The sequence below is a fragment of the Mycobacterium sp. ML4 genome, from assembly GCF_054515735.1.
Genome location: NZ_JBTNSY010000001.1, coordinates 187,787 through 200,467 on the forward strand (window position 1 = coordinate 187,787; position 12,681 = coordinate 200,467).

Consider the following 12,681-nt stretch of genomic DNA (forward strand, 5'->3'; position numbering starts at 1 on the left):
CTCCTAACTCGCAGGATGCGCCCTACGGCCGACCAGGCTGTGCACCAGCAGCCCGATCAGGTAGATCACCGAACCGAACAACACGAATGCGGGCGCGCGCCCATCGTCGGGAATGAAGGCAGCGGCGACGGTGACCGCGACGATGAATGAGACCCAGAACAAGGCATCCTGGACCGCGAACACGTGCCCGCGCAACGCGTCATCGACGTCGATCTGCATCGCCGAGTCCGCACACAGCTTCACCACCTGACCTGCGATGCCCAGCAGAAACCCGCAGACCACCATGACCCACAGCAGCAGCCTGGCGCCCGCTGTCTCAACTACGGCCGCGGCCACCAATGCGCCGTTGGCCGTCGCGTACCGGCCCCAGCGCCGAATGAGTATTGGAGTCAGCACGTTGGCCAGAAAAGCTCCCAAACCCGTCGCCGCGAAGAACACCAGGGCCGTGCCCAGGCCCTCGACCTCGGCGTTCTTCATGTGGTGGACCAGCAGCAGGATCAGCAGCGAGTTGATCCCGACGACCATCCGGTGGGCGGCCAGCCCGGACAGCGCCGCGGCCACCGACGGGAGCTGAACGATCGTCCGCACACCGTGCAGCCACCCGGTGATCACGGCGTACACCGCAGAGCCGTGGATGGCCCGTTTGGTGTCGTCGGGACCCAGGACTCGCGGAGCGAACCGCAGCGACAGCACCAGCGCCAGGGCAACCGGAATCAGGGCGGTAAAGATGACCGCCGCGGCGCCGTGATCCCCGGCGCCGCCGAGCCAGCGCGGCACCAGCATGAAGTTGGCGCCCAGGAACGCAGCGATCGCGCCCGAGGCGGTGGCCACCGAGTTCATGGTGACGACCTGCGGCCTCGGTACGACGTGCGGCAACGACGCCGACAGCCCGGACGCGACAAAGCGGGCCAATCCGTTGGCGAGCAACGCGGCGCACAACAGGACCACGTCGCCGGCACCGACCGCGAGGATCGTGCCGATCGCGGCGATGAAGCACAACCGCGCGATGTTGGCGCCGACCAGCACCAGCCGCCGGTCCCACCGGTCCATCAGCGCGCCGGCGAACGGGCCCAGCAATGAATACGGCAGAAACAACACCGCGAACGCGCGGGCGATCGCCAGCGGATCGGCGGCCCGGTCAGGGTTGAACAGCAACGCACCCGCCAGGCCTGCTTGGAACAATCCGTCGCCGAACTGACTCGCCATGCGTAGCTGCAGGAGCCGCCCGAAGTCGGGTAGAGCGCGCACTGACCGCCATAGCTCGACGGGTGCGCTTGCCTGCATCCGGGTGCGAATCACTAACCCCACTTCCGCGATCGGCACAGGCAAGGTCGGCTCGGTTCTGCGCCCTCCCAATCACAGTACAAATCTCTGCCGACCGCGGCTGTTTATACCGGCGATGCGCGTGCGAGTGCGATGATGTGGTAGTGACACAGCACGAAGATCCTGAGGACTATGTCGCACCCGCTGCACAACGTGTCCGGGCGGGTACCTTGCTTCTGGCCAACACCGATCTGTTGGAGCCGACCTTTCGGCGCAGCGTCATCTACATCGTCGAACACAATGAGGGCGGAACGCTCGGCGTGGTGCTCAACCGGTCCAGCGAGACCGCCGTCTACAACGTGTTGCCGCAATGGGCCAAGCTGGCCGCCAAACCCAAGACCATGTTCATCGGGGGCCCGGTCAAGCGGGACGCGGCCCTGTGCCTGGCGGTGTTGCGCGTCGGTGCCGAACCGGATGGTGTGCCGGGTCTGCGGCATGTCGCGGGCCGGATGGTGATGGTCGACCTGGATGCCGATCCGGATCTGATTGCGCCGGCGGTCGAAGGCGTGCGGATCTACGCCGGCTACTCCGGCTGGACGATCGGACAGCTCGAAGGTGAGATTGAGCGGGCAGACTGGATTGTATTGTCGGCGTTGCCGTCTGACGTGCTGGTGCCACCCAGGGCGGATCTCTGGGGCCAGGTGCTGCGCCGGCAGCCGTTGCCGCTTTCGTTGCTCGCCACCCACCCCATCGATCTGAGTCGCAACTGATCGCAGCCCGCACCGATGCGGCACACCGCTCCGCCCACTGAATTGCCGCCCGGGAGGTGCCGAGGCATCGACTGATTGCCCTGGCGGGCGATCGGCGGACGTTGCCCGCTGAAGTCAGTGGCAGGACAGCGTGCACACGCCGCAGCTACCGGCACAGCCCGATACTTCGGCGGCGGCCGTCTCACGTCGTAGCGCATACCGCGCGCTCTGCAACGAACCGGTAGCCAGGGTGCCGAGTGCGCCGGCGATGCAGACGATCACGACCACCAACGCCGTGTGCGGGGACGCGGCGAGCGCCATGACTCCTCCGGCGGCGAGCATCACCGCGGCGGCGAACTGCGTGGGCGCCATCGAGCGCAGCGCCAATTGCATGGAGTCCGCGGTGGGCGTATGGGACAGGGACCAGATACCGAACGCGGCTGACGCTATCGCCGCACACACGCACACCACGCCCGCGATAAGCATGGACTCACAATACGAGCCCGCCGCTGATTCCGCGCGCCGGGCTCCACCGTCCAGCTAGTGCGAAGGCGCCGGAGTCAGTGTGACCAGGGGTGGCGTGGCGGGCGCCTGGCTCGGCACCGGAACTCCCCGAGGCGCGGGGCGGATCGCCTCGAGCGGGGCCGGTGCCGCGGGCTGAGCGGCTGCCTGAGGTGTGGTGGGGGCGGCCGGCCGGACGGGTGCCTGCGGTGCCGGCGCGGCGGGTGCCGCCGGTGTTCCGGTCCGCGCCGGAGCCGGTCCACCCACTCCGGGCGTACCCACCCGGAAGCCGCTGACGATGGCGTCGGTGGCCGGCGCGTCGCTGACGGCCTGCGTTGCCGCGGTGGTGACCGACAGCGACACCAGGTACTTGTCGGATCCGGAGTGAGCCAGCACGTGTCGGCGCGAGGTGTTGAGCGTCATGTCATTTTCACGGTAGGTGCCCTCGATCACCGACGACGGGAAGGTGCCGAGGTTGGTCAGCGAGGCGTTCGTCGTCTGCCACGCAAGCAGTCGCTGGCTGTCGACGAAGCCGTGGGTGATCGCCTCGGCCGCGTCGAAGTCGCCGATCAGCTTGTAGACGACCACCTGGGCGTTCGACGTGTACACGCTGTTGCCGCCGACCCGGTCGGCGATCACCACGAACGCGTCAGGAACGTTGGGGTCGGGCACCTGTGTCCAGCGCGGCGGCATCGGCACGGTGATCTCCAGAGCTTTGAAACCCAGTGGGCGCTGGGCCTCGAGCTTCACGCCCTTGCCTTCCAGGTACTCGCGCAGCGTGCCGGTGGTGGCCGGGGTGACCGCCGGCGGCTGTGGGGCGGCGACGGCGGGCGCGGGTCCGGTTGCCGGCGCGGCCGCGGGCGCGACCGTGGGGAGCGGCGAGGCGGCCGGCGCCGGCAGCGGAACCTGAGCCGGGGCTTGGGCGGGCGCCGGCGCGAAACGGTTGACGCCTCCCGGGAACACCGTGGAGTTCTGCGCCGGCGGGGCGGCCGGCTGCATGGGTACCGGACCGGGCAGCGAAGGCTGGGGGACCAGAGGTTCTGCCGAAGCAGTCCCGCCGGCAACCATCACGACGCCGACGACACCGGCGGCCAGCCCGCCCACGAGTGTTCGCCAGCTGCGCGCGATCTGCATCATCTCGATCGGTCCCTCCGGAATTGCCGGGGCGTCACTGCCCACCGTCGAGGCCGAATGTATCCCCTGCTCAACGGCGTCGACCATGCCCGAAACAGAGCTGGGATGAACCTCTGATCGGGGTGCAACGCAACCGAGACCAACCCGTGCCCACCGGGCTCGGCGCGGCTCGTTCCGAGAGCGCCCTTATACCCTGTTGGGCGTGACAGAATCGCCGACCGCACCCGACGCCGACTCCGACGCGCCGCGGTACCGCTACACCGCCGAGCTTGCGGCCGGGCTCGAACGCACCTGGCAGCAGAACTGGGCCCGGCAGGGCACCTTCAACGTTCCCAACCCGGTCGGCTCCTTGGCCCCCGCGGACGGCTCGGCCGTCCCGCAGGACAAGCTGTTCGTCCAGGACATGTTCCCCTATCCGTCGGGGGAGGGGCTGCACGTCGGCCATCCCCTGGGTTACATCGCCACCGACGTGTATGCCCGGTACTACCGGATGACTGGCCGTAATGTATTGCACGCATTGGGCTTTGACGCATTCGGGCTACCGGCCGAGCAGTATGCGGTGCAGACCGGCACCCACCCCCGCACCCGCACCGAGGCCAATGTCGTCAATTTCCGCCGTCAGCTGGGCCGGCTGGGGCTCGGTCACGACAGCCGCCGCAGCTTCTCCACTACCGATGTCGAGTTCTACAAGTGGACACAGTGGATCTTCCTGCAGATCTACAACGCCTGGTTCGACACCGCGGTCAACAAGGCCCGCCCGATAGCTGAGTTGATCGACGAGTTCGATTCGGGGGCAAGGCGTCTGGACGATGGAAGACAGTGGGCGCAGCTGTCGGCGGGGGAGCGGGCCGACGTGATCGACGGTCACCGGCTGGTGTACCGCGCCGACTCGATGGTGAACTGGTGTCCCGGTCTGGGGACGGTACTGGCCAACGAGGAGGTCACCGCCGACGGCCGCAGCGACCGGGGCAATTTCCCCGTGTTTCGGAAACGGTTGCGGCAGTGGATGATGCGAATCACCGCCTATTCCGACCGCCTGCTCGACGACCTCGAGATCCTGGACTGGCCGGATCAGGTCAAGGCCATGCAGCGCAACTGGATCGGGCGCTCGACCGGTGCGATAGCGTTGTTCGCTACCGCAAAGACCGACATCGAGGTGTTCACCACCCGCCCGGACACGCTGTTCGGTGCCACCTACCTGGTGCTGGCGCCCGAGCATGACCTGGTCGACGAGTTGGTCGCGTCGAGCTGGCCCGAGGGAGTCGACGGGGCATGGACGTTCGGTGGTTCCACTCCCGCCGAGGCGGTGGCTGCGTACCGGCGCGCCATCGCGGCCAAATCGGACCTCGAGCGTCAGGAGAGCAGAGACAAGACCGGCGTCTTTCTGGGTAGCTATGCCGTCAATCCGGCCAACGGCGAGTCGGTGCCGATCTTCATCGCAGATTATGTGCTGGCCGGCTATGGCACCGGGGCGATCATGGCGGTGCCGGGCCACGATCAGCGCGACTGGGACTTCGCCCGGCAGTTCGGTCTTCCGATCGTCGAAGTCATTGCCGGAGGCGATGTTTCGCATGCCGCCTACTCCGGAGACGGTGTCCTGGTCAACTCCGGCTTCCTCGACGGGAAAAGCGTGGCGGAGGCCAAGCAAGCCATCGTCGAGCGGCTGGAGTCGCAAGGCCGGGGCCAGGCCCGCATCCAATGCAAGCTGCGGGACTGGCTTTTCGCCCGCCAGCGCTACTGGGGCGAGCCGTTCCCGATCGTCTATGACACCGACGGGCGCGCACACCCGATCGACGAGGCCGCGTTGCCGGTGGAACTGCCCGACATGGCGGACTATTCCCCGGTGCTCTTCGATCCCGACGACGCCGACAGCCAGCCGTCACCGCCGCTGGCGAAGGCGACCGAATGGGTACACGTCGAACTGGATCTCGGCGACGGCTTGAAGCCCTACACCCGCGACACCAACGTGATGCCGCAATGGGCCGGCAGCTCATGGTACGAGTTGCGTTACACCGACCCGCTCAACCCAGAACGCTTCTGCGCCAGGGAGAACGAGGCCTACTGGATGGGGCCGCGACCGGCCGAACACGGGCCCGACGACCCGGGCGGCGTCGACCTTTACGTCGGGGGCGCCGAACACGCGGTCCTGCACCTGCTGTACTGCCGCTTCTGGCACAAGGTCCTCTACGACCTCGGCCACGTCAGCTCCCGGGAGCCCTATCGCAGACTCGTCAACCAGGGATACATCCAGGCGTTCGCCTACACCGACGCGCGGGGCTCCTATGTGCCCGCCGAGGAAGTGATCGAGCGGGACGGCGGTTTCGTCTACCCGGGGCCGGACGGTGAGATCGAGGTGTTTCAGGAATTCGGCAAAATCGGTAAAAGCCTGAAGAATTCGATCTCACCGGATGAGATCTGTGACGACTACGGTGCCGACACGTTGCGGGTTTATGAGATGTCGATGGGTCCGTTGGAGGCGTCGCGGCCATGGGCCACCAAGGATGTCGTCGGTGCGCACCGATTTCTGCAGCGGGTGTGGCGGCTGGTGATCGTCGAGGAAACAGGCGAGACCCGGGTGGTCGACGAGGACCTGTCCGCCGAGACCCTGCGGGCGCTGCACCGCACCATTGCCGGAGTTTCGGAAGATTATGTGGCACTGCGCAACAACACCGCTGCCGCCAAGTTGATCGAGTACACCAACCACCTCACCAAGCAGTTCCGTGACGGTGTGCCGCGCGCGGCGGTCGAGCCCCTGGTCCTGATGCTGGCGCCGCTGGCCCCGCACCTGGCCGAGGAACTGTGGCTGCGGCTGGGCCACACCACGTCGTTGGCGCACGGGCCGTTCCCGGTAGCCGACCCCGCCTATCTGGTGGAGGACACCGTGCAGTATCCGGTACAGGTGAACGGCAAGGTCCGGGGCCGCGTGGTGGTGGCGTCCGACGCAGGCAGCGACGCGGTTCAGGCCGCGGCGCTGGCCGACGAGAAGGTGCAGGCGTTCCTGGCGGGGGCCAGCCCGCGCAAGGTCATCGTGGTGCCCGGCCGAATGGTGAATCTGGTGGTCTGACCCACTATCCGCGTGGACGGATCACCACTTCGTGCACGTGACCGTCCCGGGGAGTGGCCACCACGTTGGCGACCACCCCGGCGACGGTCTCCGGGCGCAGGAACTTCGCCGGGTCGTATTCACCGCCCTCGTAGGCCACCAGGTCTCGTTGCATATCGGTGTCCACCCGGCCGGGGTGGACCGATGTCACCAGAAGTGAGGGCTCGTCGCCGCGCAGCGAATCGGCGAACGCGCGCAGGGCGAACTTGCTGGCCGAATAGGACGCCATACCGGGTGAGACGTTATGTCCCGAGCCGGAATTGATGAAGACCACCCGCCCACGAGCCTGGCGCAGCGCGGGCAGCAGCGTCAGCGTCAGAGCAACGGCACCAAAAACGTTGACACTGAACGTAGCTCGCCATTCGTCGACATGTGACTCGTCGACCCGGCCGGGGATGGACACCCCGGCGTTGTGCACCAGTACGTCGAGCTCATCGATCACTTCGCAGCCGGCTTCGATCGAATCGGTGTCGGTCAGGTCCAAGGGAAACGTGGTGGCGCCCAGTCGGTCGGCGACGGCGTCCAGCCGCGCCGACGGCCGGCCGGCCAGCAACAGCGTGTGCGTGGGCGCCAGCGCCGTCGCGATGGCGGCGCCGATACCGCCACCGGCCCCGGTGATGAGTGCGGTAGGCATGGCTTCAGGGGTTACCAATCATATTGGCAACAAACACTTTCACCCCTCGTCGTCGGCTGCCGCAGGGGCAGCCGGTTCACCGCTGGCCAGCCGGGCCAAGGGCGCCAGGGCCTCCATCAGGACGTCCAGGTCGGACTTGGGAAGCTGGCTGAGCATCGCCGCCAGAGCGGCATGGCGGTTGGCCAATGACTCGTTGTGCACCGCACGCCCCTGCGGCGTGATGTCGACCAACACCGCGCGCAGGTCCGACGGGTCACGCGACCGCTTGACCAGCCCGATCTTTTCCAGCCGACGGATGGCCACCGTGGTGGTGGGGGTGCGGACGCGCTCGTGCGCGGCGAGGTCCGTCATTCTGATCGGACCCCGATCGAGCAGGGTGATCAGAATCGACAGCTGAGCCAGGGTCAACTCGCCGGCAACCGCGGTGTTGGTCGGATCGCCGCGGCGCAGGATGGTCGACAGCTTGGACAGGGAGCGGTGCAACCCTTCCGCCAGCTCCGACACCTCCGGGGCTGTGGGTTCGCTGTCCGCCATAAATCGGCAGTCTAGCCCGCCATGCTGGCGGGTGGAGACAATGCGTTGCGCGGGCGTGCCTGCCGCATCAAAGGCCGGAAAAGGCCGGGTCACAGCGCCTGGGAGAGGAACCGCTGCAGCCGCTCGGTCTCCGCGGCGTCGAATATCCGCTCCGGGGGGCCGGACTCCACGACTTTGCCGTGGTCCATGAAGACAACGCCATCCGAGGCCGCGGCGCGCAAAGCCCAGGTTCAGAGCACTACCGACGACCGTCCTCGGTCCGCCTCGGGCTCAGCGGTCACCGCCAGCGCGTCCGCCCCGTCCTCACGGGGGGAGAACACCCCCCGGCGGCACAATTCGGCCACCATGGTTTTCGCCATGAGTTCGGAGCGTCCGACACACGCGGCCCGCGCGGCTTCCGGGTCGCGCCGGTGCATGGCGGCGTTCTCCTCTTCGTAGAACGGCAGCATGTCGTCGCGGCTGTGCTGGTAGGTCATGAAGAAGACGCGCGGGATGAGGTTCTGCGAGGCGCGAATCGTGGCGTGCAGCCGTGGTCCGGCATACTCGTCATTGACCACCCGCCGGTACTCCCAGGCGATCTCGGCGAAGTTCCTCGGCTCCTTGGCGGTGCGCAGCGAACGCATCAGCGCGTCAAGTTCGCTGAGGATGCGCGGCGTGGGATTGGCCGCTGCCCGTGCGGAGGCGATGCCGTTGAGCAGGCCGTCGAGCTCGTGGTGCTCCAGCACGGTCGATTCGTCGAACCGTTCGACGAAGGCGCCCCGGTGGTACCGCGTCGACACAACGCCGTCATGTTCCAGTTGGACCAACGCCTCCTGGATGGGGACTCGGCTGATACCCAGATCCTGCGCTATCTCGTTTCGGTCGACTCGATCGCCGCTGCGCAGTTTCCCGGTCAGTACCAGGTTGAGTAGGTGCGTGACCACCTGGTCTTTTTCTTTGATCCCATATTTCTTAGGCATCAGCTTTTTACATCTCTTTTCAGCCACCCGACGGCCTCTATGCGCGGCAAGTTTCTCACGACTGGGCGGGTACGTTGAGATGTTTGGCAGATGAAGCGCGGCTTAAGTCGAACCGTCGCGCCACCGGCAGAGCGCTGCTGCGTCCTTGAGGTCGAAATCGGGTCCGTCGCAGCCTACCGTCAGCATCGTCACGCCGAGCCCGGCCAGTGCGTCAGCGTTGGCGACCACCTCCGGGCCGCTGCCGGCCGAGGCGGAACGTTCAATGGTGGCCGGGTCCCGCCCGACGGCCTCGCAGTGCTGTGCGAGCACCGCGGCTTTCGCCGGGAATTCGTCAACGGAGGCGAAGCTGTGCCAGATGTCGGCGTGCTCGGCGACCAGGCGCAGCGTCTTGCGCTCGCCACCGCCGCCGATCAGGACCGGGATATCCCGGGTGGGCGCGGGATTCAGCTTAGTCAGGCGCGACTTGATTCGGGGGAGTGCACCCGCCAGGTCCTCGAGCCGGCTGCCGGCGGTGCCGAACTCGTAGCCGTACTCGTCGTAGTCCTTCTGCTTCCAGCCCGAGCCGATGCCCAGAATGAGCCGACCGTCGGAGATGTGGTCCACGGTGCGCGCCATGTCAGCCAGCAGTTCGGGGTTGCGGTAGGAATTGCACGTCACCAACGCGCCGATCTGAATCCGCGACGTCTGCTCGGCCCAGGCTCCGAGCATGGTCCAACACTCGAAATGGGCGCCATCGGGATCGCCATAGAGCGGGAAGAAGTGGTCCCAGTTGAAAGCGACGTCCACGCCGATGTCTTCGCATCGGCGCACGGCATCACGGATCTGGCTGTACCGCGGGGCGTGCTGCGGCTGCAGCTGCACGCCGATGCGGACGGGGAAGTCGGGAAGCACGGGGGAGGTCATACTGACCACCGTAGGCCTCAGCGCGATTCGATCACCATGCGCACGAGTTCGGTCAGCGCGCGCGGCTGGTCGCTCTGGACCGAGTGGCCCGAGTTCTCAACGACGTGTGCGCCTTTGAAACACGTTGCACGCCTGCCGAGTTCGGCGACATCGTCGTCGCTGACGAATCCCGATGAGCCGCCGCGAATCAGGGTTACCGGCGCGGACAGTGCGTCGACGTCGTCCCACAGTGTGCTGAAGTCCGGAAAGACCCGGATGGCGTCATAGCGCCAGGTCCAATTGCCGTTGTCCAGCCGGCGCGAGTTGTGGAAGACGCCGCGGCGCAAGGCTTTCACCTCGCGATGGGGTGCGGCGGCGATTGTCAGGTCCAGCATGGCCCGGAAGCTGGGGAACTCACGCTCGCCGTGCATCAACGCCACCGTGCCCTGCTGCTCCTTGGTCATCTCCGAATGTCGTGCCAGTGCCGACGGCGTGACGTCGATGAGGACGAGCTCGTCCACCAGCTCAGGCGCCAGGGCCCCGAGCCGGATACCGGTAAGCCCGCCCAGCGACATCCCGACCACGAGCTCGGCACCGGGTGCAAGCTCACGCAACACCGGCGCCAGGGCGTCGGCGTTGTGTTGGGGGGAGTAGTCGCCGTCCTCGCGCCAGGAGGAGTGGCCGTGCCCGGGCAGGTCCACCGCGAGCGCGGGCTCACCCAGGCCGACGATCACCGTGTCCCAGGTGTGCGCGTTCTGTCCGCCGCCGTGCAGGAAGACCACCCGCGGATCGGAGCTGCCCCAGCGCAATGCGCTGATATCGCCCGCACTTACCCGCTCGACGCTCGGTAATGGACCCGACACCCCGGCTTGTTCGGCGTTTTCGGCCAACAGGTCGAATTCGGAGAGCCCGGTCAGGTCGTGAGTGCCCGTCTGGTCGGGTAATGCGTCGGTCACCTCACCGACTCTACGAACATGCGGGTGATCATCAAAGGTCACCCGCATGCCGGTCGCAGTCAGCGAACCCGAAGACTGCGAAGAGATTACGCGCTTCGAGATCTTCAAATTCGGCGGCGGTTCAGCCCTCGGAGATGAACTCTTCGAGCTGCGTGCGCGCGATGTCGTCGGGCAGCTGCTCTGGCGGGCTCTTCATCAGGTAAGCCGACGCCGGAATCACCGGTCCGCCGATACCGCGGTCCTTGGCGATTTTGGCGGCGCGAACGGCGTCGATGATGATGCCGGCGGAGTTCGGCGAGTCCCACACCTCGAGCTTGTACTCGAGGTTCAGCGGCACGTCACCGAAAGCGCGGCCTTCCAGGCGCACGTAGGCCCACTTGCGGTCGTCGAGCCAGGCGACGTGGTCGGATGGTCCGATGTGGACGTTCTTGTCCTCGATCTTGCCGGCCAGCGAGCCGGTTAGGTTGGACGTCACGGCCTGGGTCTTGGAGACCTTCTTGGACTCGAGGCGCTCGCGCTCGAGCATGTTCTTGAAGTCCATATTGCCGCCGACGTTCAGCTGGTAGGTGCGGTCCAGGGACACGCCGCGGTCCTCGAACAGCTTGGCCATCACACGGTGGGTGATGGTCGCGCCCACCTGGCTCTTGATGTCGTCGCCGATGATCGGCACGCCGGCATCCTTGAACTTCTTGGCCCACACCGGGTCTGAGGCGATGAACACCGGCAGCGCGTTCACGAACGCCACCCCGGCGTCGATGGCGCACTGGGCGTAGAACTTGTCGGCCTCCTCGGAGCCCACCGGCAGGTAGGACACCAGTACGTCGACCTTGTTGTCCTTGAGCACCTTCACCACGTCGACCGGCTCGTCGTCGGACAACTCGATGGTGTCGGCGTAGTACTTGCCGATGCCGTCGAGCGTGGGTCCGCGCTGCACGACAACGTTGGTCGGGGGCACGTCGGCGATCTTGATCGTGTTGTTCTCCGAAGCGTAGATCGCGTCGGACAGGTCGAAGCCGACCTTCTTGGCGTCTACATCGAAGGCGGCGACGAACTTCACGTCACGGACGTGGTATGGGCCGAACCGGACGTGCATCAGACCGGGGACGGACGAGGTGTCATCGGCGTTGTAGTAGTACTCGACGCCCTGAACCAGCGAGGAGGCGCAGTTGCCGACGCCTACGATGGCGACGCGTACCTCGGACTGCGCTTGTTCCGCCTTGGGCGGCTGGAACCCACTCATTGGGCGTTCTCCTAACCTTCGTAACTTCGGTTGTCTTGTGATCGGTCGTGCGGGGGGTTACATCTGTTCGACGGGGTTGGGCGCTGCCCGTTCCGCGGCGATGAGCTCGTTGAGCCACTTGACCTCACGCTCGCTGGACTCCAGCCCGAGTTGATGCAGTTGACGGGTGTAGCGATCAAACGAGCTGCTGGCCCGCGCGACCGCTTCACGCAGGCCTTCCCGGCGCTCCTCGACCTGACGGCGCCGGCCTTCCAGGATGCGCATGCGCGCCTCCGCCGGAGTGCGGTTGAAAAATGCCAGGTGCACTCCGAAGCCGTCATCGGTGTAGTTGTGCGGACCGGTGTCGGCGACAAGTTCGGTGAAGCGCCGGCGGCCCTCGTCGGTCAGCTGGTAGACCCGCCTGGCCCGTCGCACGGGTGTCCCCGCGGGCGCCGCGTTCTCGGCGATCAGCCCGTCGGCCTGCATCCGCCGCAACGCCGGGTACAACGACCCGTAGGAGAATGCCCGAAAGGCGCCGAGCAGGCCGGTCAGCCTTTTGCGCAGTTCGTATCCATGCATGGGTGATTCGATGAGGAGCCCCAAGATGGCAAGTTCCAGCATCGATTCACCTCCTTTTGGTGTATCTGGTTACGACGACATGACCCCTCGCGTAATAGTATCGCTCCGATATATTAGCGACAACACCACCGCTCGTTAATGCGCTGTTAGTCACACTCGCCGGCGCAA

General features: G+C 66.5%; 12 protein-coding genes and 1 pseudogene. 2 read left to right on the forward strand and 11 right to left on the reverse strand.

Features of this window, described 5'->3' with window-relative positions:
* Window positions 1-3 precede the first annotated feature (3 nt).
* Window positions 4-1,323 (reverse strand): MFS transporter, encoded by a 1,320-nt coding sequence (locus ACX9NE_RS00820; protein WP_459360360.1) that lies wholly within the window; start codon window positions 1,321-1,323, stop codon window positions 4-6.
* A 104-nt stretch (window positions 1,324-1,427) separates the two neighbouring features.
* Here ACX9NE_RS00820 and ACX9NE_RS00825 point away from each other — a divergent pair, with 104 nt between their 5' ends.
* Window positions 1,428-2,033, forward strand: a complete 606-nt coding sequence (locus ACX9NE_RS00825; protein WP_459360197.1) for a YqgE/AlgH family protein — start codon at window positions 1,428-1,430, stop codon at window positions 2,031-2,033.
* Window positions 2,034-2,147: 114 nt separating this feature from the next.
* On the opposite strand, the gene ACX9NE_RS00830 is transcribed toward ACX9NE_RS00825, so the two are convergent.
* Together ACX9NE_RS00830 and ACX9NE_RS00835 are read right to left on the reverse strand one after the other, a co-directional pair.
* Window positions 2,148-2,498, reverse strand: coding sequence for a hypothetical protein (locus ACX9NE_RS00830; protein ID WP_459360196.1), 351 nt, complete (start codon window positions 2,496-2,498; stop codon window positions 2,148-2,150).
* A 54-nt stretch (window positions 2,499-2,552) separates the two neighbouring features.
* Window positions 2,553-3,650, reverse strand: coding sequence for an LpqN/LpqT family lipoprotein (locus ACX9NE_RS00835; protein WP_459360359.1), 1,098 nt, complete (start codon window positions 3,648-3,650; stop codon window positions 2,553-2,555).
* 199 nt (window positions 3,651-3,849) lie between these two features.
* Here ACX9NE_RS00835 and leuS point away from each other — a divergent pair, with 199 nt between their 5' ends.
* Entirely contained in the window at window positions 3,850-6,711 is a 2,862-nt protein-coding gene (gene leuS / locus ACX9NE_RS00840) for a leucine--tRNA ligase (protein WP_459360195.1), read from the forward strand.
* A gap of 4 nt (window positions 6,712-6,715) precedes the next feature.
* Here leuS and ACX9NE_RS00845 read toward each other — a convergent pair whose 3' ends face one another.
* From ACX9NE_RS00845 to ACX9NE_RS00880, 8 genes and pseudogenes are all read right to left on the reverse strand, one after another.
* The gene (locus tag ACX9NE_RS00845; protein WP_459360194.1) at window positions 6,716-7,384 is read right to left on the reverse strand and encodes an SDR family oxidoreductase; all 669 of its coding nucleotides are present in this window, start codon (window positions 7,382-7,384) and stop codon (window positions 6,716-6,718) included.
* A gap of 39 nt (window positions 7,385-7,423) precedes the next feature.
* Entirely contained in the window at window positions 7,424-7,918 is a 495-nt protein-coding gene (locus ACX9NE_RS00850) for a MarR family winged helix-turn-helix transcriptional regulator (protein ID WP_459360193.1), read from the reverse strand.
* 89 nt (window positions 7,919-8,007) lie between these two features.
* Window positions 8,008-8,146: pseudogene (locus ACX9NE_RS00855) on the reverse strand (peptide ABC transporter ATP-binding protein); the annotation flags it as partial.
* Between the two features lie 2 nt (window positions 8,147-8,148).
* On the reverse strand, window positions 8,149-8,877 hold the full coding sequence (locus ACX9NE_RS00860; RefSeq protein WP_459360192.1) for a GntR family transcriptional regulator: 729 nt from the start codon (window positions 8,875-8,877) through the stop codon (window positions 8,149-8,151).
* 102 nt (window positions 8,878-8,979) lie between these two features.
* Window positions 8,980-9,780 carry an LLM class F420-dependent oxidoreductase gene (locus ACX9NE_RS00865; RefSeq protein WP_459360191.1) on the reverse strand — a complete coding sequence of 267 codons (801 nt, stop codon included), beginning with the start codon at window positions 9,778-9,780 and terminating at the stop codon, window positions 8,980-8,982.
* 17 nt (window positions 9,781-9,797) lie between these two features.
* Complete coding sequence (locus ACX9NE_RS00870; RefSeq protein ID WP_459360190.1) at window positions 9,798-10,715, reverse strand: alpha/beta fold hydrolase; 918 nt, start codon at window positions 10,713-10,715, stop codon at window positions 9,798-9,800.
* Between the two features lie 121 nt (window positions 10,716-10,836).
* Window positions 10,837-11,955 carry an inositol-3-phosphate synthase gene (locus ACX9NE_RS00875; RefSeq protein ID WP_459360189.1) on the reverse strand — a complete coding sequence of 373 codons (1,119 nt, stop codon included), beginning with the start codon at window positions 11,953-11,955 and terminating at the stop codon, window positions 10,837-10,839.
* Window positions 11,956-12,012: 57 nt separating this feature from the next.
* Entirely contained in the window at window positions 12,013-12,555 is a 543-nt protein-coding gene (locus ACX9NE_RS00880) for a PadR family transcriptional regulator (protein ID WP_459360188.1), read from the reverse strand.
* Window positions 12,556-12,681 lie beyond the last annotated feature (126 nt).

What these genes read in the sequence shown, in the direction of transcription:
- ACX9NE_RS00845 (WP_459360194.1), bottom strand. Translation starts at nt 7,384, where the DNA reads ATGCCTACCGCACTCATCACCGGGGCCGGTGGCGGTATCGGCGCCGCC.
- ACX9NE_RS00860 (WP_459360192.1), bottom strand. Translation starts at nt 8,877, where the DNA reads ATGCCTAAGAAATATGGGATCAAAGAAAAAGACCAGGTGGTCACGCAC.
- ACX9NE_RS00830 (WP_459360196.1), bottom strand. Translation starts at nt 2,498, where the DNA reads ATGCTTATCGCGGGCGTGGTGTGCGTGTGTGCGGCGATAGCGTCAGCC.
- ACX9NE_RS00865 (WP_459360191.1), bottom strand. Translation starts at nt 9,780, where the DNA reads ATGACCTCCCCCGTGCTTCCCGACTTCCCCGTCCGCATCGGCGTGCAG.
- ACX9NE_RS00835 (WP_459360359.1), bottom strand. Translation starts at nt 3,650, where the DNA reads ATGATGCAGATCGCGCGCAGCTGGCGAACACTCGTGGGCGGGCTGGCC.
- ACX9NE_RS00880 (WP_459360188.1), bottom strand. Translation starts at nt 12,555, where the DNA reads ATGCTGGAACTTGCCATCTTGGGGCTCCTCATCGAATCACCCATGCAT.
- ACX9NE_RS00875 (WP_459360189.1), bottom strand. Translation starts at nt 11,955, where the DNA reads ATGAGTGGGTTCCAGCCGCCCAAGGCGGAACAAGCGCAGTCCGAGGTA.
- ACX9NE_RS00850 (WP_459360193.1), bottom strand. Translation starts at nt 7,918, where the DNA reads ATGGCGGACAGCGAACCCACAGCCCCGGAGGTGTCGGAGCTGGCGGAA.